The sequence below is a fragment of the Pseudomonas sp. LBUM1669 genome (assembly GCF_059695705.1).
Map to the genome: position 1 here is coordinate 5,256,485 of NZ_CP166784.1, position 23,949 is coordinate 5,280,433.

The following is a 23,949-nucleotide window of genomic DNA, read 5'->3' on the forward strand; positions in this document are numbered from 1 at the left end:
GGTCATGCGCGTTCTGATTATCGAAGACGAAGAAAAAACCGCGGATTATCTGCACCGCGGCCTGACGGAACAGGGTTACACCGTGGACCTGGCACGCGACGGCGTCGAAGGCCTGCACCTGGCGCTGGAAAGCGACTACGCGGTGATCGTCCTCGACGTCATGCTGCCGGGCCTCGACGGCTTCGGCGTCTTGCGCGCGCTGCGTGCGCGCAAGCAAACCCCGGTGATCATGCTCACCGCCCGCGAGCGGGTCGAAGACCGCATCAAAGGCCTGCGCGATGGTGCCGATGATTACCTCGGCAAACCGTTTTCCTTCCTCGAACTGGTGGCGCGCCTGCAAGCGCTGACCCGGCGCAGTGGCGGTCATGAACCGGTGCAAGTGAGCATCGCCGACCTGTGGATCGATTTGATCAGCCGCAAGGCCACACGTGCCGGCACGCGCCTGGACCTGACCGCCAAGGAATTCTCGCTGCTGAGCGTTTTGGCCCGTCGGCAGGGTGAAATCCTCTCGAAAACGGCGATTGCCGAGATGGTCTGGGACATCAATTTCGACAGCGACGCCAATGTCGTCGAAGTCGCGATCAAGCGCCTGCGGGCCAAACTCGATGGGCCGTTCGACGAGAAACTGCTGCACACGATCCGGGGCATGGGTTACGTGCTGGAGAGCCGCGGTGTCCAGTAATTCGATTGCCCTGCGTCTGAGCGCCATGTTCACGCTGGTGGCGTTGCTGGTGTTTCTGTTGATCGGCTGGGCCTTGTACCAGCAGGTCGACAAAGGCCTGGGTTTGCTGCCCGAGGCGGAGCTGGACGCACGTTACAGCGTGCTCGAATCCACGGTCGGGCGATACGGCACGCCGGAGCATTGGGTGAAGATCAACAACAAGCTCAAGTTGCTCGGCGAAGAAGACAAGCGCATCAGTTTCTGGATCATCAGCGGCGACCCTCACTACGAATACGGCAACCTGACGCCGCAGATCCGCGCCTTTGCCGAAGGGCCGCTGGGGATGCGCGACATGACATTGCCGGACCAGCCTTATCCGCTGAAAGTGCTGGTCAGCCAGTTCCCGGCCAAGGATCAACGACCGCCGCTACGTTTCATGATCGGCATCGACACCGAGACGTTTTTCCAGACCCAGCATCATTTGTTGATCGCGCTGATCAGCCTGGCAATTATTGGCGTGTTGCTGGCGTCGGCGCTGGGGTATTGGGTGGCGCGGATTGGTCTGAAGCCGTTGATCAAGTTGTCGCAGGAAGCCCAGCGACTGGCGCCGCCGTTACGTTCCGGGCGCTTGCGCTTATCGCCGTTGCCGCCGGAGCTCAATCAGTTCGTCAATTCGTTCAACTCCACGCTGGAGCGGGTCGAGCAGGCCTATTCGCGCCTTGAGTCGTTCAACGCCGACGTCGCCCACGAACTGCGCTCGCCGCTGACCAACCTGATCGGCCAGACCCAGGTCGCGCTGACCCGTGGACGCTCGGCGGAACACTACTTCGAAGTGCTGCAATCGAACCTCGAAGAGCTGGAACGGCTGCGTTCGATCATCAATGACATGTTGTTTCTGGCCAGCGCGGATCAGGGCAGCAAGGCGACCAAACTGACCTCCACCTCACTGGCCGATGAAGTGGCCACGACCCTGGAATACCTGGATTTCATTCTTGAGGATGCGCAGGTTCAGGTGCAGGTCAGTGGTGATGCGCAGGTGCGGATCGAGATTGCTCATCTGCGCCGGGCGTTGATCAATCTTCTGAGTAACGCGGTGCAACACACCGAGCCTGGCCAGGTGATTCAAGTGCGCATCGAGGCTGAGGAGCATCAGGTCAGCATCGGGGTGGCTAACCCGGGATCGCCGATTGCCAGCGAGCATTTGCCTCGATTGTTCGAACGCTTTTACCGGGTAGATGCGTCGCGCAGTAACAGCGGAAACAACCACGGGTTAGGGCTGGCGATCGTCAAGGCGATTGCGCTGATGCATGGCGGCGATGTGTTCGTGCGCAGTGATCACGGCATGAATACCTTCGGCATCCACCTCCCGGTTTAACCCTTTCCCTGTGGCGAGCGAGCTTGCTCGCGCCGGGCTGCGAAGCGGCCCCGAATCAGCCACCCAGGATCCTCAGGAAAACCGGGAAGTTTGCGACTGCTTCGCAGCCGAGCGGGAGCAAGCTCCCTCGCCACAAAAGCAATTTTGCCAACTTAATGACTACTGTTGCTATTCACGCAACAGTCCTTTCATGAATCCGCTCTTTTTCCCCTGTCCAATCCCCCTTACCTTTTCCCGCACCAAACAGCACTTGCCAAGCAAGAAGGTTTTAAAGATGTCCAACACTATGGGTATTGCCAGCGCTTTCGTCTTGTCCTCTTTGTTCCTGTCTCCGTTCGCCCTGGCTGAAGAGTCGCAGACGTTCGTCGCGCAAAATGCTGCGCGCGCCGCGGCGTATGAAGAGCATCAGAGCGAAATGACAGCCAAGGCTCAGGACGCTGCGCAAACCCCTCAAACGTCAACCTCTACGACCCAGCCACGGGTTGAGAAAGACAGCTGATCCCGCGTAATCGCTCCTTTTCCCTCGACACTTTTCATTGGCTCTTCCCTTTGAAAAGTTGTCTTCAAAGCCGCTGCTATCAGCGGCTTTTTTTCGTTGTGGTTTAAACGCCGTCCGGTTCGTCTTCACTAACAAGAAACATTTTGCACTTCAAGCATATGAAGTGTTTAGTTGACCCAAGGAGCTTTACCGCAAGTGCTTTTCCCTCTCCGCTTCAGTCCGCTATTCATTGCAATCGCTGCAACGATGCCACCCGCCGCCTACGCCGCTGACGAATCCAGTCAGGAAGGTTTTGTTGAAGGTTCGAGCCTCAACCTCAATGCCCGAAACTACTACATGAACCGTAACCGCCTGCAGCAGGCGGACGACAACATCGAGTGGGGCCAGGGTTTCCTTGGTCTCTTTGAATCGGGTTTCACCCAGGGCACCGTCGGGTTCGGCGTTGATGCCCACGCCATGCTCGGGCTTAAGCTCGACGGCGGTGGCGGTACGGATGGCTCGAGCATCCTGCCGATCAGCGATGGCAACGGCAAAGCGCCGCGGTCGTTTTCGACGGCGGGGGGCACGCTGAAAATGCGTGCTTTTGATACCGAGTTGAAGGCCGGCGACCTGTTCCTCGCCAACCCGGTAATTGCCGGCGGCGAGACCCGCATGCTGCCGCAGACCTTCCGCGGCGTCAGCCTGACCAACCACAGCGTCGACGGCTTCCTGATCGAAGGTGGCCAGGCGAGTTTCACCAAGCCGTACAACCAGAGCGGCCACACCCGCATCGCCACCTCCTACGGCAGCCTGGCAGACGGTGACGACAGTCAGCACCTGAACTGGGCCGGCGTGGCGTGGAGCGGCCTGCCAGGTTTGACCAGCAGCCTGTACGCGTCCGAACTCAAGGACATCTGGAACCAGTACTACTACGACCTGGATTACACCTACGCGCTGAACGACCTGGTCAGCCTCAACCCGGGCCTGCACTTCTATCACACGCAAGACACCGGCGATGCGCTGCTGGGTAACATCGACAACAACACCTACAGCCTGCATTTCACCGTCGGCGTGGGCAATCACAGCGTCACTGCCGCCTATCAGCGGGTCAACGGCAACACGCCGTTCGACTACATCAGCCAGGGCGACAGCGTCTTCCTCGACAACTCCCAGCAGTATTCGGATTTCAACGGCCCGAACGAGCGCTCGTGGAAACTCAAGTACGCCTACGACTTCGCGGGCCTCGGCTTGCCCGGCCTAACTTCGGCGTTGTCTTACTCCCGGGGTGAACTGGACCTGACCAAAGTCGATCCGGACAGCCGTGGTTATGCCTCGTGGTACAGCGCCGACGGCAAAAACGCCAGGCACTGGGAACGTGACATTGATCTCAGGTACGTGATCCAGCAAGGCAAGGCCAAAGACCTGGCGGTGCGCCTGCAATGGGCCACCAACCGTGGCGGAAATGGCTATGGCGCGCTGGATCAAGACACCGATGAATACCGGGTGATCGTCGACTACCCGCTCAATGTCTTCTAAGCTTGAACAAACAAAAGGCCAGCACGTTTTGCTGGCCTTTTGTTTATCAGGGCCTTATACAGGCGCCCTGAACGCAAATGGCTCCCGGGGTTCTGCCCGATGCTTGCAGCACTACTTTCATAACGCTTATCAGCAGAAGCCAGAACCATGAGTGTGAGCCGTACACAACCTCACGATCCGATCCGTTCGACCCGGTCGGAGCGGCTTCTGGTTCTCGGCAGTTTGCTGCTGGTGATCGCAATCCTGAGCATCGTCGCGTTCCTGCTGGTGCGCGAGCGCGCCAACGCACAATTGTCTGCCACGCGCTCAGCGTCCAACATCGTGCAATTGATCGACGCCGACGTGCTGCGCAATGTTGAACTCTATGACCTGTCCTTGCTCGGCCTGATCGCGGCCTCGCAGCGAGAGGACCTCAAGCGCGTCTCCCCCGTAATCCGCCATCTGGCCTTGTTCGACCGCGCCACTGCCGCACCGTACAAGGGCGACATTCTGCTGCTCGACAACAAGGGCGACGTGATCGCCGACTCAGCGTCGGTGGAGCCCAGAAAGGGCAATTTTGCCGACAGAGAGTATTTTCAGTCCCATATCAACAATCCTGACCCGGGCATGTTTATCAGCCGCCCCTTCCAATCCAGGCAGGCTGAACACGAATGGCGAATCAGCTTCAGTCGTCGGCTCAGCGGCTCGCAGGGCGAATTCCTTGGCGTGGCCGAAGCCGCCATGCGCTTGAGTTACTTCGATCAGTTGTTCAACAGCTTGAGTATCGGTCGGGACAGTTCGGTCAATCTGATCAGCTCGGACGGTATTCTTCTGGCCCAGGAGCCCGGGTTGGCCGAGGAGCTGGTGGGCAAGGACTTCAGCAGCCGCCCCAACTTCCAGCGCATCGTCAAGGAAGGCAACGGCAGCTTCACCAGTGTTTCAAGCCAATACCAGGACAAGCGCCTGTACACGTTCTCCAAGGTGGGCAACTTGCCGTTGATCGTCATCGTTGCCCTCTCCAGCGATGAAGTGTTTGCGTCGTGGAAACGCACGGCGGTGGTGGTCAGCGTTGCGACCCTTGCGCTGTGCATCAGCCTGCTGTGGCTGACCTGGCTGTTTTGCCGGGAACTGCGCCTGCGCCACAACGCCGAGCAGGAGCTGGCGCAACTGGCCGCCACCGATGCGTTGACGGGGCTGGCCAACCGCCGAACGCTGGATCAGGCGCTGCGCCATGAATGGTTTCGCGCTCAACGTTCCGGCATGCCTTTGTCGTTGCTGATGATTGACGCTGACCATTTCAAAGCGTTCAACGACCTTCATGGCCATCAGGCTGGCGACGAAGCGCTGCGCTCGTTGGCCAACGTCATCAGCGCCCACATCCGTCGACCGGCGGACCTGGCAGCCCGTTACGGCGGCGAAGAGTTTTCAGTGATCCTGGCGGAAACCGATAGCGCGGGTGCACGGCAGATTGCCGAACACATCCGCAAGGCGGTTGAGCAGTTGCCGATGATTCAGGGCGCCGAGTTGCCGATGACTGTCAGTATCGGGATCAGCACCTGGACGACATCGAACGATATCAGCCTGGAGAGTTTGCTGTTTGCGGCGGACAAGGCGTTGTATCAGGCGAAGGAAAAGGGGCGGAATCGGGTGGTCGCCACGGTTTGAAATCTGCGGTGTCGCTACTGGCCTCTTCGCGGGCAAGTCGGATCGCCGCACCTCTTTCCCGCAAGCATAAAAAAAGGCCACCCGAAGGCAGCCTTTAAAAACTAGAGAGGTTTTTTACTTACACGGCCGCTACGGGACGCATGTAAGAGATCGGTGCAGTGCTGGCGTCTTCGAAAGTCACGACTTCCCAAGCATCTGTCTGCTCAATCAACTTGCGCAGCAGCTGGTTGTTCAATGCATGTCCGGACTTGAAGCCCTTGAACTCACCAATCAGGCTATTGCCCAGCAGGTAGAGGTCACCAATTGCATCGAGGATCTTGTGCTTCACGAATTCGTCTTCATAGCGAAGGCCGTCTTCGTTCAGTACACCATCCGCGTCGACCACAATAGCGTTTTCAACGCTGCCGCCGAGTGCGAGGTTGTGCTTGCGCAGGTACTCGATGTCACTCATGAAACCAAAGGTACGGGCGCGGCTGACTTCTTTTACGAACGAAGTGCTGGAAAAATCCACGCTTGCACTTTGTGTGCGGTTACGGAAAACCGGGTGATCGAAATCGATCTCGAAACTCACCTTGAAGCCTTCGAAAGGGACGAAAGTGGCGCGCTTGTCGCCGTCTTCCACTGTCACTTCCCGCAGGATCCGGATGAACTTCTTCGGTGCGTCCTGTTCTTCCAGGCCGGCCGACTGAATCAGGAATACGAAAGGTCCAGCGCTACCATCCATGATCGGGACTTCGGACGCGGAGAGCTCGACGTAGGCGTTATCGATGCCCAGGCCAGCCATGGCCGAGAGCAAGTGCTCCACCGTATCCACTTTGGTGTCACCACTGACCAATGTGGTCGACATCGTGGTTTCACCAACGTTTTCCGCGCGGGCAGGAATCTGCACCACAGGGTCGAGGTCGGCACGAACAAACACAATGCCGGTGTCGATAGGCGCGGGCTTGAGGGTCAGGTATACCTTCTCCCCGGAGTGCAGGCCTACACCTGTAGCACGGATAATATTTTTCAGTGTGCGTTGTTTAATCATGGCTTGGGCCGCTTCAGCGCAAATTGCGAACTGGTATCAACAAAGGCTGGCGATGATAGCAGACCAGACCTTTGCTGAACACCAATCACCTTCATAGCCCTGATACATTCCATCAATCAGCCTGACGACGCAGGAAAGCCGGGATGTCCAGGTAATCCAGATCGTCTTGCGGATTCATCTTCGCGGCAGTCGCAGCACCGGCCTGAGCCTGGTTGCGCATGACGGTCGGACGGTCCAGATCACGATAGTTCACAGCAGGCGCTTCCTGACGCGAAGGCGCTTGTTGCTGCGGCTGCGATGCCACGGACGTGTGCATGGTGTTGTCGATAACCTTCACAGGCTTCTCGATTTTCGCGCCCAGACCAGTGGCAACCACGGTCACGTGCAGTTCGTCGCGCATGTCCGGATCGATAACGGTACCGACCTTGACCATCGCGTGCTCGGAAGCAAAGGCTTCGATGATGCTACCCACGTCGGAGTACTCACCCAGAGACAGGTCAGGACCGGCGGTGATGTTCACCAGGATGCCGCGTGCACCTTGCAGGTTCACGTCTTCGAGCAACGGGTTGCGAATGGCCGCTTCGGTGGCCTCACGTGCACGGTTCGGACCGCTGGCGCAGCCAGTGCCCATCATCGCCATGCCCATTTCGCTCATCACGGTCCGTACGTCGGCAAAGTCGACGTTGATCATGCCTGGACGCTTGATGATGTCGGAGATACCGCGAACGGCTCCGGCCAGTACATCGTCGGCCTTGGCGAATGCGGACAGCAGGCTTGCGTCCTTGCCAAGGATGGTCAGCAGCTTCTCGTTTGGAATGGTGATCAACGAGTCGACGCTTTCAGACAGCAGACGGATACCTTCGTCGGCGATCTGCATGCGCTTGCGACCTTCGAACGGGAACGGACGAGTCACCACCGCAACGGTGAGGATCCCCATTTCCTTGGCCACTTCAGCAATGATCGGCGCAGCACCGGTACCGGTACCACCGCCCATGCCGGTGGTGATGAACACCATATTGGTGCCCTGCAGGACTTCGGCAATGCGCTCACGGTCTTCGAGAGCGGCCTGACGACCTACTTCAGGGTTGGCGCCGGCGCCCAGACCTTTGGTCACACCGGTGCCCAGTTGCAGGATGGTCCGCGCGCCGATGGATTTCAGCGCCTGGGCATCAGTGTTGGCGCAGATGAACTCAACGCCTTCAATGTTGCTCTTGACCATGTGGTTGACGGCGTTGCCGCCGCCTCCGCCAACACCGATAACTTTAATAACCGGGCTTGCGGGGATGTTGTCTACGAGTTCGAACATTTTCCCTCTCCTTTCATTTCTCTAGTTTTTTCGCCTACTGCCTGTATCTACAACGGTGCTGCGGTAAATCTTTTAGAAGTTGCCTTGTACCCAGCTCTTGATGCGATCGAGCAAGGCGGCTTTCGGTTCTTCATTGCTGTAGCTGTCGCGGCTGCTGATGCCCGAGAACGAAATCCCGTCGGACTGCTTCTGCAGGCCGTACATCAACAGGCCTACGCCGGTGGAATAAATCGGGTTGCGGACCACGTCGTCCAGGCCCTTGACGCCATGGGGCACGCCCAGGCGGACCGGCATGTGGAAGATCTCTTCGGCCAGTTCGACCGCGCCTTCCATTTTCGAGGTACCGCCGGTCAGCACGATGCCGGCCGGGATCAGGTCTTCGTAGCCACTGCGGCGCAGTTCGGCCTGGATCAGCGTGAACAGCTCGTCGTAGCGCGGCTCGACCACTTCGGCCAGGGCCTGGCGGGACAGCTCGCGCGGTGGACGGTCGCCAACGCTTGGCACCTTGATGGTTTCACCGGCACCGGCCAGCTTGGCCAGGGCGCAGGCGTAGCGAATCTTGATTTCTTCGGCGTACTGGGTCGGGGTGCGCAACGCCATGGCGATGTCGTTGGTCACCTGGTCGCCCGCAATCGGGATCACCGCGGTGTGACGGATCGCGCCTTCGGTGAAGATCGCGATGTCTGTGGTACCGCCGCCGATGTCCACCAGGCACACGCCCAGCTCTTTCTCGTCATCGGTCAGGACCGAATAGGCCGACGCCAGTTGCTCAAGAATGATGTCGTCGATTTCCAGACCGCAGCGACGCACGCATTTTTCAATGTTTTGTGCGGCGTTGACGGCGCAGGTCACCACATGGACCTTGGCTTCCAGACGCACGCCCGACATGCCCAGCGGCTCACGAACGCCTTCCTGGTTATCGATCACGTAATCCTGCGGCAAGGTGTGCAGCACGCGCTGGTCAGCCGGGATCGCCACGGCCTGGGCGGCGTCGAGGACGCGTTCAAGGTCGGCAGCACTGACTTCACGATCACGAATCGCCACGATGCCGTGGGAGTTCAGGCTGCGGATGTGATTGCCCGCCACGCCGACGAACGCCGAGTGGATCCGGCAACCGGCCATCAGCTGCGCTTCTTCGATCGCGCGCTGGATCGATTGCACGGTGGACTCGATGTTCACCACCACGCCTTTCTTCAGGCCACGGGACGGATGAGTGCCGATCCCGACGATTTCGAGCGTGCCGTCGTCCGAGACCTCGCCGACCAGCGCCACCACCTTGGAGGTGCCGATATCGAGACCGACGATCATTTTGCCGCTTTGCACGTTTGCCATGGGTCCTGCCTCTTCTTAATTCTTCGCGACAGCGGGTTGGGCTGTCGTGGGCGCTACAGGTTCCCGCCAGCCAACAGCGAGGCCGTTGGCGTAGCGCAGATCGATGCGCGCAATGTTCGTAATCTGTTCTTTAAGCGTCTTGTCGTAGATGGCAATGAAGCGGCGCATCTTTTCCACCAGCTTGCCGCGTCCCAGCAGCAGTTCGATCCCTGGGCCCGCGCTGCCGGCGCCGGTGGTCAGGAACCAGCTGCCTCGTTCACGCAACTCCAGGCGTGCAATCGAGAAGCCCAACGGCCTGAGCATCTGGCTCAGCACCTGGTATTGCTGCATCACTTGCTGTTGTGCCCGTTGTGGGCCGAACAGCTGTGGCAAGTGTTCGTAATTGGCCAGCTCACGCGGGGTGAACGCCTGGCCCTGGTTGTTCAACAGCGATTCATCGCCCCAACGGGCCACCGGCAGTTGTTCTTCCAGGCGGATCACGACTTGATCCGGCCACACCCGACGCACTTCGGCGTGGGCAATCCATGGCATCGTTTCAAGTTCGGTGCGCATGCTCGCAAGATCGATGGTGAAGAAGCTCGACGCCACATAAGGGGCGATTCGCTGCTGCACCGCTTGCTGGCTGATGTAACTCAAGTCGCCTTGCACCGCGATTTTAGTGATCGGCCGGTCGGCGTAGGGCAGCAAACGCTGCGCGCCTTCGTAAGTGCCGAACCCCAGCGCAACCAACAGCACTGGCCAAAACAGGCTTTTCAGAAAACCAAAATTGGCTTTCGGCAGGCGCGCAGACATCGGCTCTTTGGCCACCATTCGGCTCGCACCCCGCGGCACCGGCTTGCGGCCGGGTGCTGGAGGGGGCTGATGTCTCAGCTGTGCGCCTTGCATGGTCTTAACCTCGCGGCTCTTGGTTGCTGGCAGTACTTGCCGCCAGAATCGCCAGAACCAGTTGCTGGAAATCCAGACCGGCAGCACGGGCCGCCATCGGCACCAGGCTGTGATCGGTCATGCCCGGTGCGGTGTTGACTTCGAGGAACCAGAACTGCCCGTCGGCGTCCTGCATCACGTCTGCCCTGCCCCAGCCGGCGATACCTAGCGCCTCACAGGCTTTCGCCGTGAGGTCCATCAGTTCTTTTTCCTTGTTGCTGTCCAGGCCACATGGGATCCGGTACTGGGTATCGGAAGCCACGTACTTGGCGTCGTAGTCGTAGAAGCTGTGCGTGGTGCCCAGGGCAATCGGTGGCAACACCTGGTCACGCAGGGTGGCGATGGTGAACTCCGGACCTTGAATCCATTGCTCGACCAACACTTGCGAATCGTAGGTACTGGCCGCTTTCCAGGCGTCGATCAATTCCGACGCGGACGTCACTTTGGCCATCCCGATACTTGAACCTTCATGGGCCGGTTTGACGATCAAAGGGAAGCCCAGTTCCGTCGCTGCCGAAATACAATCAGCCTCGGAGCTCAGTACCGCGTGACGCGGCGTCGGGATGCCGAGGCTGTGCCAGACCTGTTTGGTGCGCAGCTTGTCCATGGCCAGCGCCGACGCCAGAATGCCGCTGCCGGTGTAGGGAATGCCCAGGCATTCGAGCAGGCCCTGCATGCTGCCGTCTTCACCGCCACGACCGTGGAGGATGACAAAGGCGCGGTCGATCTTTTCGTTCAGCAAACGCTGCAGAAGGTCATCGCCCACATCGAGGCCGAACGCATCCACACCGGCGCTCAGCAGCGCGTCGAGTACCGCGTTACCCGACTTCAGGGACACTTCACGCTCGGCACTCTTGCCGCCGAACAGCACGGCGACTCGGCCGAAGTCTTTCGGCGCGATTGTGGAGACGAGGTTGGCGTAGGCAGCAGTCATTTCAACTTCCCCGCAGTCGGCGCGGCAACAGCACCCGCGAATAGCGGACTGGCCAACAGTTTCGGGGCGAGACCACCGATATCACCGGCGCCCTGGCACAGCAGGATGTCGCCGGCACGCAACAGCGGCTTGACGATCGGTGCGAGGTCGACACCACGTTCGATGTAGATCGGGTCGAGCTGACCGCGCTGACGGATGCTGTTGCACAGCTTGCGGCTGTCGGCGCCCGGGATCGGCTCTTCTCCGGCCGGGTAGACTTCCATCAGCAGCAGGACGTTGGCGTCGGCCAGTACATTGACGAAATCGTCGTACAGGTCGCGGGTGCGGCTGTAACGGTGCGGCTGGTACACCATCACCAGACGGCGCTCCGGCCAACCACCGCGGACGGCTTTGATCACCGCCGCGACTTCGGTCGGGTGGTGACCGTAGTCGTCGACCAGCATCACGTTGCCGCCTTCTACCGGCAGTTCGCCGTAGACCTGGAAGCGTCGGCCGACACCCTGGAAGCCGGACAGGCCCTGGACGATGGCTTCATCGCTGACGCCTTCATCGGTGGCGATGCAGATGGTGGCCAGCGCGTTCAATACGTTGTGGTTGCCCGGCATGTTCACCGAGACATCCAATGGCTCGCGATCAGGACGCAACACAGTGAAGAAGGTCTGCATGCCTTGCTGGCGCACATTGATTGCGCGCACGTCGCAGTCATCGCCGAAGCCGTAAGTGACGGTTGGGCGCTTCACCAGCGGCAGGATGTCACGCACCACCGGATCGTCCAGGCACACCACCGCCAGACCGTAGAACGGCAGGTTGTGGAGAAACTCGACGAAGGTTTTCTTCAGTTTGTTGAAGTCACCGTCGTAGGTCGCCATGTGGTCGGCGTCGATGTTGGTGACCACGGCCACCAGCGGCTGCAAGTGCAGGAAACTGGCATCGCTTTCGTCGGCTTCGGCGATCAGGTAGCGGCTGGTGCCGAGCTGAGCATTGGTGCCCGCGGCATTCAGACGGCCACCGATGACGAACGTCGGGTCCAGGCCACCGGCCGCGAACACCGAAGCGATCAGGCTGGTGGTGGTGGTTTTGCCGTGCGTACCGGCGACGGCAATGCCGTGGCGATAGCGCATCAGCTCGGCCAGCATTTCAGCGCGTGGCACCACAGGAATTCGGCGCTCCAGAGCGGTGGCCACTTCCGGGTTGGACGTGTTCACGGCGCTCGACACCACCAGCACATCAGCAGTAGCGGCGTTCTCGGAACGGTGGCCAATAAAGATGTGCGCGCCAAAGGACTCGAGACGCTCGGTTACCGGCGATGCTTTCAGGTCGGAACCGGACACTTCATAGCCCAGGTTCAGCAACACTTCGGCGATGCCGCACATGCCCACGCCACCAATGCCGACGAAGTGGATGCGACGGATGCGGCGCATTTCCGGTTGCGGCATGGCTTTCTGTTTCTCAACCATGGGCCACCTCCAGGCAGGTATCGACCACGTTACGGGTTGCATCGGGTTTGGCCAGGCGGCGTGCCGCAGTGGCCATGTCGTTGAGTCGTTGTGGTTGCATCAGGACCTCTGTCAGGCGTGCGGCAAGATCCGCTGCGCCAGTCGTTCTTTGCGGCATCAGGAAGGCAGCGCCTTCACGGGCCAAATAATCGGCGTTGCGGGTCTGGTGATCGTCGATCGCGTGGGGCAAAGGCACCAGCATCGAGGGCAGACCGGCGGCAGCCAGTTCACTGATGGTCAATGCGCCTGCGCGGCACACCACCAGGTCGGCCCAGCCATAGGCTTGGGCCATGTCTTTTATGAAAGGCTGCACTTGCGCCTCGACGCCAGCCGCGCGATAGCGCTCTGCAGTCACTTCATCGTGGTTTTTGCCGGCCTGATGAAACACTTCCGGGCGCAGGTCGGGGGCGACTTGCGACAGGGCTTCAGGCAGCAACTTGTTCAACGGCTCTGCGCCCAGGCTTCCGCCCAGAATCAGTAAACGCGCCTTGCGACCCGCCAGGGCGGGGCGCTGTGTTTCGAGGAACAGCTCGGTGCGCACCGGGTTACCGGTGGTCCGACGGCTGTCCGACAGGGTAAAGGTGTCGGGGAACGCTTCACAGACTCGGGCGGCCAACGGCACCAGCAACCGATTGGCGGTACCGGCCACAGCGTTCTGCTCATGAACGATCACCGGCACGCCGGCCAGTTTGGCTGCAACGCCGCCGGGGCCGGTCACATAACCACCGAAGCCGACCACGCACACTGGCCGCAGCTGACGAATGATCGCCCGCGCCTGCCAGACGGATTTGAGCACCATGAACGGGGCCTTGAGCAGGGACAATTTGCCCTTGCCGCGTAGACCGGTGGCATTGATCCGATGCAGCTCGATACCGGCCATCGGCACCAGCTCGTTCTCGATCCCGCGTGGCGTTCCGAGCCAGTGCACGGTGTAACCGCGTGCCTGGAATTCGCGAGCGCACGCCAGCGCCGGGAACACGTGGCCACCGGTGCCGCCCGCCATGATCAAGACGTTAGCGCCCATGGGTCGGCTCCTCGGCGAAGTCGCTCTCATGGAACTCCATCTCCTCGCTGCCCAGGTGGGTCCGACTCTCCCACTCAATGCGCAACAACAAGCCGAGACAGGCACCGCAGATCACCAGCGAACTGCCGCCATAACTGAGGAACGGCAGGGTCAGGCCTTTGGTCGGCAACAGGCCGACGTTCACCCCGATGTTGATCAGGAACTGGCCGATCCACAGGAACGACAGGCCGTAAGCGATGTAGGCGGCGAAGAATTGCTTGGCCTTCTCGGCCCAATAACCGATGTACATGCCACGCACGCAAACAAAGGCGAACAACGCCACCGTACACAAGGAACCCACGGCACCCAGTTCTTCGGCCAGGACCGAGAACACGAAGTCGGTGTGGGCTTCCGGCAGGTAGAACTGTTTCTGCACGCTGTTGCCCAGGCCAACGCCCAGCCATTCGCCGCGACCGAACGCGATCAATGCCTGCGACAACTGATAGCCGGCACCGAACTGGTCAGCCCATGGATCGGCAAAGTTGGTCAGACGCGCCATTCGATACGGCTGCACTTGAATCAACAGCACCACCGCGCCGACCGCCAGGACCACCATCAAGGAGAAACGGAACAGTCCGACACCGCCGAGGAACAGCATCGCCGCCGCCGCGCCCATCATGACAACGGTGGCGCCGAAGTCCGGCTCCATCAGCAACAGGCCGGCCATTGGCAGCAGAACGATGAACGGCTTGAAAAAGCCCATCCAGCTTTCCCGCACTTCTTTCTGGCGACGCACCAGATAACCGGCGAGGTAGATCACCACAAATACTTTGGCGATCTCGGACGGCTGAACGTTGAAGAAGCTGAAGCCGATCCAGCGCATCGAACCATTCACTTCACGGCCGATCCCCGGGATGATCACCATCACCAGCAAACCGAACGCACCAATCAGCATCAGCCAGCCCAGGCGTTGCCAGGTGGCGATCGGAATCATCATGGTGACGATGCAGGCACCCAGGCCCAGCACGATGTAGATCAGGTGGCGAATCATGTAGTACAGGGCACTGCCCGACTGCACGGCCGCCACTTCCGTCGAAGCCGAGGCGATCATGACCAGTCCGAGGCCGATCAACGCCAGGCAACCGGCGAGCATCGGGAAGTCGAGGTCGATGCCGCGCCCGGTGATGATCGGCGACGGATAAGGCTTGATGATATTGAGCAGGCTCATGTCAGTTCCTCCACGGCGCGGACGAACTGATGACCACGGTCTTCGTAATGCTTGAACATGTCGAAACTGGCGCAGGCAGGCGACAGCAGCACGGCGTCGCCTGGCTCGGCGAGGGCGCGGCATTGTGCAACCGCTTCCTCCAGCGAACTGACGCGAACCAGCGGCACGGCGTCGCCGATGGCCTGACCGATCAAGTCGGAGTCGCGGCCCATCAGCACCACGGCGCGGCAGTTGACCGCCACTGGGTCACGCAGATCTTTGAACTCGGCACCCTTGCCGTCGCCACCGGCGATCAACACGAGTTTGCCGTCGATGTCCGCGCCCAGGCCTTCGATGGCGGCCAGTGCGGCGCCGACGTTGGTGGCTTTGGAATCGTTGTAATAGCTCACGCCGTCCAGGTCACGGACCCACTGGCAGCGATGCTCCAACCCGGCGAAGGTGCGCAGGCTCGAGAGCATGGCGTCGAACGGCAGGCCGACAGCATGGCCCAGCGCCAAAGCCGCCAAGGCGTTGGACTGGTTGTGGGCACCGCGAATTTTCAACTCGCGCACCGGCATCAGGTTCTGGAACTCGAAGGCCAGGTACTTCTCGCCGTCTTCTTCGCGGATACCAAAGGCCTTGAAATCAGGTTTGCTCAAACCGAAGGTCCAGCATGGCTGGCCCTCGCCGATCAATGGACGGCTCAGGGCATCCTGACGATTGACTACAAACTGTTTGGCGCCACGGAAGATCCGGTGCTTGGCCAGGTGATAGGCCGGCAGACCGCTGTAGCGGTCCATGTGGTCTTCGCTGACGTTGAGCACGGTCGCTACTTCGGCGTTGAGTTGATCGGTGGTTTCGAGCTGGAAGCTCGACAACTCCATCACGTACAACTCGACGTCGTCGCTGAGCAAATCCAGCGCCGGCGTACCGAGGTTGCCCCCCACAGCGACACGCTTGCCCGCCGCCACAGCCATCTCGCCGACCAGGGTGGTGACGGTGCTTTTCGCGTTGGAACCGCTGATGGCGACAATCGGCGCCTTCGCGTTACGCGCGAACAACTCGATGTCACCGGACAATTTCACGCCACGGGCGGCGGCAGCCTGCAGGGCCGGGGTCGCCAGCGCCAGGCCGGGACTCACGTAGAGCTCGTCGGCACGGCACAGGAATTCGACGTCCAGCTCGCCACAACGCACTTCCACGTGCGGATAGTCACGCTTGAGCGCGGCCAGTTCCGGTGGATTTTCCCGCGTATCAGCCACAGCAAACGACGTGCCCCGGTTCGCCAGGAAGCGAACCAGGGACATGCCGCTCTTGCCGAGGCCGACAACGATGCGGAAGTGGTCAGAAGCGATCAGAGACACTCGTTCTACCTCAGCTTCAGGGTGGCAAGGCCGACCAGTACGAGAATCACGGTGATGATCCAGAAACGGACGATCACACGCGGCTCGGGCCAGCCCTTGAGTTCAAAGTGGTGGTGAATCGGTGCCATGCGGAACACACGGCGACCGGTCAGCTTGAAGGAAGCCACCTGGATAACCACGGACAGGGTTTCCATCACGAACACGCCGCCCATGATGAACAGGACGATTTCCTGACGGACGATCACCGCGATGGTGCCCAGGGCCGCGCCCAGCGCCAGCGCGCCGACGTCGCCCATGAAGACTTGTGCCGGATAGGTGTTGAACCAGAGGAAACCGAGCCCCGCACCGATCAACGCGCCGCAGAACACGATCAACTCACCGGCGCCCGGTACATAAGGGATCAGCAGGTATTCAGCGAATTTCACGTTACCCGACAGGTAGCAGAAGATGCCCAGACCGCCGCCGACCATTACCGTCGGCATGATCGCCAGACCGTCGAGGCCGTCGGTCAGGTTGACCGCGTTGCTCGAGCCGACGATCACGAAATAGGTCAGAACGACGAAGCCTATGCCCAGCGGAATGCTGTAGTCCTTGAGCATCGGCAGGATCAGGGTGGTTTCCACCGGCGTTGCAGCGGTCATATAAAGGAAGATCGCCGCGCCGAGGCCGAACACCGACTGCCAGAAATACTTCCAGCGGCTCGGCAAGCCACGGGAGTTCTTCTCGATGACTTTGCGGTAGTCGTCGACCCAGCCGATGGCGCCGAACAGCAACGTCACCAGCAAAACGGTCCAGACATAGCGGTTGCTCAGGTCAGCCCACAGCAAGGTGCTGACACCAATGGACGACAGAATCAGTGCGCCACCCATGGTCGGAGTGCCCGACTTGGACAGGTGGGATTGTGGACCGTCGTTGCGAACGGATTGACCGATCTGACGGTTCTGCAAAGTGCGGATCATCCACGGGCCATAACACAGCGACAAAACCAGCGCGGTCAGCACACCGAGGATCCCGCGCAGGGTCAGGTACTGAAAGACCGCGAAGCCTTTGTAGAACTGTTGCAGATACTCCGCTAGCAGCAGCAGCATTAATGTTTCTCCAGGCTGGACCCGCACAAAGCGGCGACGATGTTTTCCATCGCTGCGCTGCGCGAGCCCTTGATCAAAATGGTGGTGTTTGTGTCTTGCTCGGCGCCCAGGGCCTTGATCAGCTCAGCCTGAGTGGCGAAGTGATAAGCCTGCTGGCCGAAAGCGTTCACGGCGTGAGCCATCAGCGGCCCGACGGCGTATAGCGCACAAACCTTGCCGCGGGCGTACTCGCCCACATCGCGGTGCCCCTGCTCTGCCCAATCGCCCAACTCACCGATATCCCCGAGCACCAGAACGGTGCGGCCGGAAAAGCCGGCGAGTATATCAACGGCGGCGCACATGGAGGTGGGGTTCGCGTTGTACGTGTCATCGATCACGCGCATGCCATTGCTGGCCAGTTGCGCGACGGTACGGCCCTTGACCGGTTGCACCGCGCCGAGGCCGGTGGCGATGCCGAACAGCGACACGCCCAAGACATGCGCGGCAGCGGCGGCGGCCATGGCATTGGCGACGTTATGGGTGCCGAGCAGGTTCAGTTGAACGCGCTCCACACCTTCAGGACTGTGCAGATTGAAAGCCGGGCAACCGCGCGCATCGCGATCCAGGTCGCTGGCGTAGAAGTCGGCGCTTGGGTTGTTCAGGGCGAACGAAAGGATTTTGCGACCGGCCGCACGGGTCTTCCAGATGCCGAACGCCTTGTCGTCAAGATTGAGCACGGCGACGCCATCGGCCTCCAGCCCTTCAATGATCTCGCCCTTGGCTTCAACGATTTTTTCCGGCCCGCCGAACTCGCCGACGTGGGCGGTCCCGGCGTTGTTGAGCACGGCCACATGCGGCTTGGTCATGCCGACGGTGTAGGCAATTTCGCCGAGACGCGAAGCACCGAGTTCGATGACAGCGGCGGTATGGTCCGGCGCGAGTTCGAGCAGGGTCAGCGGGACGCCGAGGTCGTTATTCAGGTTGCCACGGGTCGCCAGGACCGGACCGCGTGTGCGCAGGATGCTGGCGAGCATTTCCTTGACCGTGGTTTTACCGCTGGAACCGGTGATCGCCGCGACCGGGTTGGTAAACGCGGCACGGTTCATCGCGCCCAACTGGCCCAACGCCTGGCGGGTGTCCTTGACCAGCAATTGCGGCAGCGGGCTGTCGGCGACTTCGCGCTCGACCAGTGCAGCGACCGCGCCTTTGCTGGCAACGTCGTTCAAATAGTCATGACCGTCGAAGCGCGGACCGGTCAGGGCAATAAATAGCTGACCTGGCTTGATCGCGCGGCTGTCGATGCTGACGCCATCGAACGTGGCATCGGCACTGACCAAGCGGGCATTCAGCGCGCCGGTCAGCTCGCTCAGTTTCAGGGCTTTAAGCATGGGCCACCTCCCACGCGGTCAAGGCGTGATCGGCCTCGACCAGATCGGAGAAAGCGTGACGCTGGCCGTTGATCTCCTGATAGTCCTCGTGACCTTTACCAGCCAGAACAATCACGTCATCCGCCGAAGCACTGGCGATCAATTGGGCAATCGCCTGACCACGGCCGGCGACGAAAGTGACTTTATCCACAGCGGTAAAACCGGCGCGGATGTCGTCGAAAATCACCGAAGGATCTTCAGTACGCGGGTTGTCATCGGTGACCAGCACGCCGTCCGCCAGACGCTCGACCACTTCAGCCATCAGCGGACGTTTGCCGCGATCACGATCACCACCGCAACCGAACAGGCACAGCAAACGGCCTTTGGCGTGTGGACGAAGGGCCATCAAGACTTTTTCCAGCGCATCCGGCGTGTGGGCGTAATCGACCACCACCAGTGGCTGAGTACCGCCGCCGAGGCGCTGCATGCGACCGGCCGGACCTTCGAGTTTCGGCAGGACCTTGAGGATTTCGTCCAGCGCGTAGTCCAGGCCGAGCAAAGCGCCGACGGCGGCCAGCACGTTGCTCAGGTTGAAGCGACCCAGCAAGGTGCTGCGCAAATGGTGTTCGCCCTGCGGCGTGACCAGCGTGGCGCGCACGCCTTCGTCGTCGAACTGCGATTCACGGCAATAAAGGTAGGCGCTGGCATCTTCCAGGCTGTAGGTGATCAGGCGCGATTCACGTTTGTCCGCAGCCAGCTGGCGGCCGAACTCGTCGTCGAGATTGATCACCCGGCACTTCAAATCGTTCCAGGCAAACAGCTTGGCCTTGGCTTCGCCGTAGGCTTGCATGGTGCCGTGGTAATCGAGGTGATCGCGGGACAGATTGGTCATCACCGCCACATCGAACGCCAACGCGGTCACGCGGCCTTGGTCAAGGCCGTGGGAAGACACTTCCATGGCGACGGCTTTGGCGCCGGCCTTTTTCAGGTCGGCCAAGGTCGCTTGCACGGCGATCGGGTTCGGCGTGGTGTGCAGGCCACTTTCCAGTGCGCCGTAGAAACCGGTGCCCAGGGTGCCGACAATGCCGCAATGTTGGCCGAGCAAATCCAGAGCTTGCGCAACCAATTGCGTAACGCTGGTTTTGCCGTTGGTGCCGGTCACGCCGACCAGGTTCAGGTGACGGCTCGGGTCGCCATAAAAGCGACCGGCGATGTCCGACAGCTGCGCCGCCAGGCCTTTGACCGGAATCAGTGGAACGTCGGTGATCGGCAAAACGGTAGCGCCTTCGACTTCGTAAGCCACGGCAGCAGCACCGCGCTGCAAGGCATCGGCAATGTGCGCACGCCCGTCGAACTTGCCGCCAGGGACGGCGAGAAACAGATCGCCAGCACGCACGTTGCGGCTGTCCAGGGTCAGTTCGCGGATCAACAGATCACGGCCTGCGTGGGCAAAAATTTTATTCAGACTAAGAGACATCAGCCGCGCCCTCCATTGGCTTTCAGCGGAACGACCGGTGTGGCGTTAGCGGTTTGCGTCGGTGGCAGATTGTCCGGGGTGATGTTCATCAGGCGCAGCGTCCCGGACATCACTTTGCTGAACACCGGCGCCGAGACCAGACCACCGAAGTAGCCGGCCTTGGTCGGCTCATCGATCACCACCACGATTGCGTAACGCGGATCGCTCATCGGGCCGAAGCCGGCGAACAGCGATCGGTAGGAATTCTCGGCGTAGCCTTTGGTGCCCACCGACGTCTTGCGCGCAGTGCCCGACTTGCCGGCCACGTGATACGCCGGCACCTGCGCACGGAATACACCGCGCGGGGCCTCGATCACTTGGGTCAGCATGCCTTGCATGGTTTTCGCGACGGCTTCCGGCAGCACTTGCGTGGTTTGAGCTGGCTTGTCGGTTTTGATCAGGGTCAGCGGTGCGAGGCGACCGTTATTGGCCAGGGCCGAGAAGGCGTGGACCAACTGGATCGCGGTCACGGAAATACCGTAACCGTAGGACAGCGTGGCGGTTTCAGCCTTGCGCCATTCGCGGTAGTTCGGCAGGTTGCCGACGCGTTCGCCCGGGAAGCCAAGACCCGTGTCCTGGCCGAGGCCGACCTTCTGCGCGAGGCGGAAGATGGTTTCGCCGCCGATATCGAACGCGACCTTACTCATGCCGACGTTACTGGAATTGATCAGAATGCCGGTCAGGTCGAGCACCGGGCCTTCGGTCTTGGAGACGTCCTTGATGGTGTATTTACCAATCTGCAAGGTGCCTGGGTATACCTCGACGGTATCGCTCGGCTTCCAGCGACCGGTTTCGATCGCGGCGCTCATGGAGATGGCTTTCATGGTCGAACCCGGCTCGAACACGTCGATCATGGCACGGTTGCGCATCATCGCCGGTTGCAGGTTGCGACGGTTGTTCGGGTTGTAGGTCGGCTGGTTGACCATGGCGAGGATCTCACCGGTCTTCACGTCCATGATCACCAGGCTGCCGGCCTTGGCGCCGTTCTCGATGATCGCGTTACGCAGCTCGCGGTTGGCCAGGTATTGCAGACGCAGGTCAATGGACAACGCCAAGGGCTTGCCGGCCTTGGCGTTTTTGGTGACCTGGACATCCTTGATAAGTCGGCCACGCCGATCCTTGATGACCTGTCGCTTGCCGGCGACCCCGGCCAGCCATTCGTCGTAGGCCAGCTCGACCCCTTCACGACCGTGGTCATCGATGTCGGTAAAGCCGACCATGTGCGCGGTGACTTCACCGGCCGGATAGAAACGCCGGAACTCTTCAATGCCATAGACACCCGGCACTTTCAGGTCGAGCACGGACTGGCCCTGCTCGGGGGTCAGCCCGCGCACCAGGTAGATGAATTCTTTGTTGGCCTGGGCTTCGAGACGTTCGGCCAGGGCTTTAGGGTCTTGACCCAGAGCGGCCGCCAGGGCGGGCCATTTCTCTTTGGCCAGCTGCATTTCCTTGGCATTCGCCCACAGAGTGGTGACCGGGGTACTCACGGCCAACGGCTCGCCGTTACGGTCGGTGATCAGACCACGGTGAGCCGGAATCGGAATGTGACGAACGCTGCGCGCATCGCCCTGCCCCTTGAGGAAGGCACGATCGACGACTTGCAGGTCGATGATGCGCCAGCAAATCGCCGCGACCATGACGCCGAGCAAGCCCAGCACCAGGCGGAAACGCCATGGGAACAGTGCGCCTTCGAGTTTCATCATGGCGCCACCATCTGCACTTCAGCGGCGCCGGGAATGCGCATCTTCAGTTGCTCGGTGGCCAGGACTTCGATACGGCTGTGCGCGGTCCAGGTGCTCTGTTCGAGAATCAACCGGCCCCACTCCGCCTGCGCCTTATCGCGCACGCTCAACTCGGCGAACAGCGCGTTCAGCAACTGACGATTCCAGTGGGCGCTGTAAGACACGCCAATGGCCGACACGAGCACGCCAATAAACAGCAGCAGCATGAAAAAGCTTCCGCCGGGAAGAGGCTTGGCGAAAAGCTTGCTCACCGCAGCTTCTCCGCGACGCGCATGACGGCGCTCCGGGAACGTGGGTTGGCTTTGAGTTCGGCCTCGGAGGCGGACTGCGCTTTGCCATGGATTTTGATGATCGGTTCGAACGCGACGTGACGGACCGGCAGGTTGCGCGGCAGGTTGTCGGCTTCGCCTTTTACCAGTTTGCGCATGAACAGTTTGACGATGCGGTCTTCCAGCGAGTGGAAGCTGATGACCACCAGACGGCCGCCGATTTCCAGGCTGTCCAGTGCGGCTTCGAGGCCGGCTTCCAGATCGCCCAGTTCGTTGTTGACGTGAATACGCAGGCCCTGGAACGCGCGGGTGGCAGGGTTCTTGCCCTTTTCCCATGCCGGGTTGGCGACTTTCAGGACTTCAGCCAGGTCGGCCGTGCGCTCGAACGGCTTGATGTCGCGGCGCTCGGCCACGGCACGGGCCATGCGACCGGAGAAACGTTCTTCGCCGTATTCCTTGAACACCCGGGCGATTTCTTCCACCGGTGCGGTGTTGACGAATTCGGCAGCACTGATCCCGCGGGACGGATCCATGCGCATGTCCAGCGGGCCATCATTGAGGAAACTGAAGCCGCGTTCAGGGTCGTCGAGCTGTGGCGAAGACACGCCCAGGTCGAGCAGAACGCCACTGACCTTGCCGTGCAGACCGCGTTCGGCCACTTCCGAACCGAGCTCGGCAAAGCTGCGCTGCACAACGACAAAGCGGCCGTCTTCGGCCGCTAGCGTTTGCCCGGTGGCAATCGCTTGAGGATCCTTGTCGAATCCGAGGAGCCGGCCATCGGGGCCGAGGTGGCTCAGGATCAACCGGCTATGTCCGCCGCGCCCGAACGTACCGTCCAGATAGCAGCCATCAGGACGTACGGCGAGAGCCTCGACGGCTTCGTCAAGCAGTACGGTGATGTGGTTAAAGCCGCTATCAATAGTCACAGGATCAAATCACGCAGTTCATCAGGCATGGCGCCCGGTTGTTGAATGGCAGCCAGGTCAGCGGCAGAAACCGCATCCCAGGCATCCTCGTCCCACAATTGGAACTTGTTCAGTTGGCCTACCAACATCGCGCGCTTATCCAAGTTGGCATATTCACGAAGACGCGGCGGAACCAGAAAACGACCACTGCCATCGAGCTCGAGGTCGACGGCATTACCAATCAGTAAACGTTGCAGGCGGCGGTTCTCTTCGCGAAGCGAAGGCAGTGCGCGCAGTTTGGTTTCGATAATTTCCCACTCATCGAGGGGGTAAACACACAAACACGGATCAACGGCGTCAATTGTGACGATCAACTGACCGGAACTACGCGAAACGAGCTCGTCACGGTACCGGCTCGGCATGGCGAGACGGCCCTTTGCATCGAGACTGATAGCGTTAGCTCCGCGAAACACGTCAGCGTTTCTCCAAATATTAGCGTTTTACGCTCAAAAAACCCACTTCATGCCACTTTCCGCCACTTGCGCACACTATAGGAATGCGGCCACCGCACCGTCAAGGCGCGGTTTAAAGGAAAACCCTTACAGAACTGAGATTTAGGAGGGTAAACGGAGGAGTAACGACAATCTGGCGGATGAATTTGTCCTATAACTTGAATCAGCACAGAAGGCTGCGTTCGAAAGTTAAAGTAATTTGTTAAGTGTAAGATTTTTTCGGTATTACGAAAGTATTCTGGCAACGATTCTGGAAGGAGGGAAAATGCTACTACCAGCGC

At 60.4% G+C, this 23,949-nt stretch carries 21 protein-coding genes; 5 read left to right on the forward strand and 16 right to left on the reverse strand.

What is annotated here, in order from left to right; translation table 11 throughout:
• The first annotated feature begins 4 nt into the window (after window positions 1-4).
• From ACA051_RS24380 to ACA051_RS24400, 5 genes are all read left to right on the forward strand, one after another.
• Window positions 5-682, forward strand: a complete 678-nt coding sequence (locus ACA051_RS24380) for a heavy metal response regulator transcription factor (RefSeq protein ID WP_007916978.1) — start codon at window positions 5-7, stop codon at window positions 680-682.
• The gene (locus ACA051_RS24385) at window positions 672-2,036 is read left to right on the forward strand and encodes a heavy metal sensor histidine kinase (RefSeq protein ID WP_497372272.1); all 1,365 of its coding nucleotides are present in this window, start codon (window positions 672-674) and stop codon (window positions 2,034-2,036) included. The genes ACA051_RS24380 and ACA051_RS24385 overlap by 11 nt, the downstream gene beginning before the upstream one ends.
• A 274-nt stretch (window positions 2,037-2,310) precedes the next feature.
• Window positions 2,311-2,535, forward strand: a complete 225-nt coding sequence (locus ACA051_RS24390; RefSeq protein ID WP_497305327.1) for a hypothetical protein — start codon at window positions 2,311-2,313, stop codon at window positions 2,533-2,535.
• A 246-nt stretch (window positions 2,536-2,781) separates the two neighbouring features.
• Entirely contained in the window at window positions 2,782-4,050 is a 1,269-nt protein-coding gene (locus tag ACA051_RS24395) for an OprD family porin (protein ID WP_497375632.1), read from the forward strand.
• Between the two features lie 147 nt (window positions 4,051-4,197).
• Window positions 4,198-5,694: a sensor domain-containing diguanylate cyclase gene (locus ACA051_RS24400; protein WP_497305330.1), complete on the forward strand. Its 1,497-nt coding sequence runs from the start codon at window positions 4,198-4,200 to the stop codon at window positions 5,692-5,694.
• Between the two features lie 118 nt (window positions 5,695-5,812).
• On the opposite strand, the gene lpxC is transcribed toward ACA051_RS24400, so the two are convergent.
• The 16 genes from lpxC to mraZ all read right to left on the reverse strand — a co-directional run bounded on the left by lpxC (window position 5,813) and on the right by mraZ (window position 23,629).
• Complete coding sequence (gene lpxC, locus ACA051_RS24405; protein ID WP_008147525.1) at window positions 5,813-6,724, reverse strand: UDP-3-O-acyl-N-acetylglucosamine deacetylase; 912 nt, start codon at window positions 6,722-6,724, stop codon at window positions 5,813-5,815.
• Between the two features lie 112 nt (window positions 6,725-6,836).
• Complete coding sequence (gene ftsZ, locus ACA051_RS24410) at window positions 6,837-8,030, reverse strand: cell division protein FtsZ (RefSeq protein ID WP_033061342.1); 1,194 nt, start codon at window positions 8,028-8,030, stop codon at window positions 6,837-6,839.
• A gap of 72 nt (window positions 8,031-8,102) precedes the next feature.
• Complete coding sequence (ftsA, locus tag ACA051_RS24415) at window positions 8,103-9,362, reverse strand: cell division protein FtsA (RefSeq protein ID WP_046048247.1); 1,260 nt, start codon at window positions 9,360-9,362, stop codon at window positions 8,103-8,105.
• 15 nt (window positions 9,363-9,377) lie between these two features.
• On the reverse strand, window positions 9,378-10,247 hold the full coding sequence (locus ACA051_RS24420; protein ID WP_219094435.1) for a cell division protein FtsQ/DivIB: 870 nt from the start codon (window positions 10,245-10,247) through the stop codon (window positions 9,378-9,380).
• Window positions 10,248-10,251: 4 nt separating this feature from the next.
• Window positions 10,252-11,220, reverse strand: coding sequence for a D-alanine--D-alanine ligase (locus ACA051_RS24425; RefSeq protein ID WP_497305332.1), 969 nt, complete (start codon window positions 11,218-11,220; stop codon window positions 10,252-10,254).
• Window positions 11,217-12,677 carry a UDP-N-acetylmuramate--L-alanine ligase gene (gene murC / locus ACA051_RS24430; protein WP_497372274.1) on the reverse strand — a complete coding sequence of 487 codons (1,461 nt, stop codon included), beginning with the start codon at window positions 12,675-12,677 and terminating at the stop codon, window positions 11,217-11,219. The genes ACA051_RS24425 and murC overlap by 4 nt, the downstream gene beginning before the upstream one ends.
• Window positions 12,670-13,740 carry an undecaprenyldiphospho-muramoylpentapeptide beta-N-acetylglucosaminyltransferase gene (gene murG / locus ACA051_RS24435; RefSeq protein WP_219094429.1) on the reverse strand — a complete coding sequence of 357 codons (1,071 nt, stop codon included), beginning with the start codon at window positions 13,738-13,740 and terminating at the stop codon, window positions 12,670-12,672. Before murG ends, murC begins: the two co-directional genes overlap by 8 nt.
• Window positions 13,730-14,947 (reverse strand): putative lipid II flippase FtsW, encoded by a 1,218-nt coding sequence (gene ftsW, locus ACA051_RS24440; RefSeq protein ID WP_497305336.1) that lies wholly within the window; start codon window positions 14,945-14,947, stop codon window positions 13,730-13,732. Before ftsW ends, murG begins: the two co-directional genes overlap by 11 nt.
• Window positions 14,944-16,290, reverse strand: coding sequence for a UDP-N-acetylmuramoyl-L-alanine--D-glutamate ligase (gene murD / locus ACA051_RS24445; RefSeq protein WP_497305337.1), 1,347 nt, complete (start codon window positions 16,288-16,290; stop codon window positions 14,944-14,946). Before murD ends, ftsW begins: the two co-directional genes overlap by 4 nt.
• A gap of 5 nt (window positions 16,291-16,295) precedes the next feature.
• Entirely contained in the window at window positions 16,296-17,378 is a 1,083-nt protein-coding gene (gene mraY, locus ACA051_RS24450; protein ID WP_403107801.1) for a phospho-N-acetylmuramoyl-pentapeptide-transferase, read from the reverse strand.
• Entirely contained in the window at window positions 17,378-18,745 is a 1,368-nt protein-coding gene (locus ACA051_RS24455) for a UDP-N-acetylmuramoyl-tripeptide--D-alanyl-D-alanine ligase (protein ID WP_497372276.1), read from the reverse strand. The genes mraY and ACA051_RS24455 overlap by 1 nt, the downstream gene beginning before the upstream one ends.
• The gene (locus ACA051_RS24460; RefSeq protein WP_497305339.1) at window positions 18,738-20,201 is read right to left on the reverse strand and encodes a UDP-N-acetylmuramoyl-L-alanyl-D-glutamate--2,6-diaminopimelate ligase; all 1,464 of its coding nucleotides are present in this window, start codon (window positions 20,199-20,201) and stop codon (window positions 18,738-18,740) included. Before ACA051_RS24460 ends, ACA051_RS24455 begins: the two co-directional genes overlap by 8 nt.
• The gene (locus tag ACA051_RS24465) at window positions 20,201-21,940 is read right to left on the reverse strand and encodes a peptidoglycan D,D-transpeptidase FtsI family protein (protein ID WP_219094613.1); all 1,740 of its coding nucleotides are present in this window, start codon (window positions 21,938-21,940) and stop codon (window positions 20,201-20,203) included. The genes ACA051_RS24460 and ACA051_RS24465 overlap by 1 nt, the downstream gene beginning before the upstream one ends.
• The gene (gene ftsL, locus ACA051_RS24470; RefSeq protein WP_497305341.1) at window positions 21,940-22,233 is read right to left on the reverse strand and encodes a cell division protein FtsL; all 294 of its coding nucleotides are present in this window, start codon (window positions 22,231-22,233) and stop codon (window positions 21,940-21,942) included. Before ftsL ends, ACA051_RS24465 begins: the two co-directional genes overlap by 1 nt.
• Window positions 22,230-23,177: a 16S rRNA (cytosine(1402)-N(4))-methyltransferase RsmH gene (rsmH, locus tag ACA051_RS24475; protein WP_497305342.1), complete on the reverse strand. Its 948-nt coding sequence runs from the start codon at window positions 23,175-23,177 to the stop codon at window positions 22,230-22,232. Before rsmH ends, ftsL begins: the two co-directional genes overlap by 4 nt.
• A complete protein-coding gene (mraZ, locus tag ACA051_RS24480) occupies window positions 23,174-23,629 on the reverse strand; it encodes a division/cell wall cluster transcriptional repressor MraZ (RefSeq protein WP_497372278.1) in 456 nt (151 codons plus the stop codon). The genes rsmH and mraZ overlap by 4 nt, the downstream gene beginning before the upstream one ends.
• Between the last annotated feature and the right edge of the window lie 320 nt (window positions 23,630-23,949).

Excerpts from the sequence above, each read along its gene's own strand:
- ACA051_RS24380 (WP_007916978.1), top strand. The coding sequence starts at position 5 with ATGCGCGTTCTGATTATCGAAGACGAAGAAAAAACCGCGGATTATCTG.
- ACA051_RS24390 (WP_497305327.1), top strand. The coding sequence starts at position 2,311 with ATGTCCAACACTATGGGTATTGCCAGCGCTTTCGTCTTGTCCTCTTTG.
- ACA051_RS24395 (WP_497375632.1), top strand. The coding sequence starts at position 2,782 with ATGCCACCCGCCGCCTACGCCGCTGACGAATCCAGTCAGGAAGGTTTT.
- ACA051_RS24400 (WP_497305330.1), top strand. The coding sequence starts at position 4,198 with ATGAGTGTGAGCCGTACACAACCTCACGATCCGATCCGTTCGACCCGG.
- lpxC (WP_008147525.1), bottom strand. The coding sequence starts at position 6,724 with ATGATTAAACAACGCACACTGAAAAATATTATCCGTGCTACAGGTGTA.
- ftsZ (WP_033061342.1), bottom strand. The coding sequence starts at position 8,030 with ATGTTCGAACTCGTAGACAACATCCCCGCAAGCCCGGTTATTAAAGTT.
- ftsA (WP_046048247.1), bottom strand. The coding sequence starts at position 9,362 with ATGGCAAACGTGCAAAGCGGCAAAATGATCGTCGGTCTCGATATCGGC.
- ACA051_RS24420 (WP_219094435.1), bottom strand. The coding sequence starts at position 10,247 with ATGCAAGGCGCACAGCTGAGACATCAGCCCCCTCCAGCACCCGGCCGC.
- ACA051_RS24425 (WP_497305332.1), bottom strand. The coding sequence starts at position 11,220 with ATGACTGCTGCCTACGCCAACCTCGTCTCCACAATCGCGCCGAAAGAC.
- murC (WP_497372274.1), bottom strand. The coding sequence starts at position 12,677 with ATGGTTGAGAAACAGAAAGCCATGCCGCAACCGGAAATGCGCCGCATC.
- murG (WP_219094429.1), bottom strand. The coding sequence starts at position 13,740 with ATGGGCGCTAACGTCTTGATCATGGCGGGCGGCACCGGTGGCCACGTG.
- ftsW (WP_497305336.1), bottom strand. The coding sequence starts at position 14,947 with ATGAGCCTGCTCAATATCATCAAGCCTTATCCGTCGCCGATCATCACC.
- mraY (WP_403107801.1), bottom strand. The coding sequence starts at position 17,378 with ATGCTGCTGCTGCTAGCGGAGTATCTGCAACAGTTCTACAAAGGCTTC.
- ACA051_RS24455 (WP_497372276.1), bottom strand. The coding sequence starts at position 18,745 with ATGCTTAAAGCCCTGAAACTGAGCGAGCTGACCGGCGCGCTGAATGCC.
- ACA051_RS24460 (WP_497305339.1), bottom strand. The coding sequence starts at position 20,201 with ATGTCTCTTAGTCTGAATAAAATTTTTGCCCACGCAGGCCGTGATCTG.
- ACA051_RS24465 (WP_219094613.1), bottom strand. The coding sequence starts at position 21,940 with ATGAAACTCGAAGGCGCACTGTTCCCATGGCGTTTCCGCCTGGTGCTG.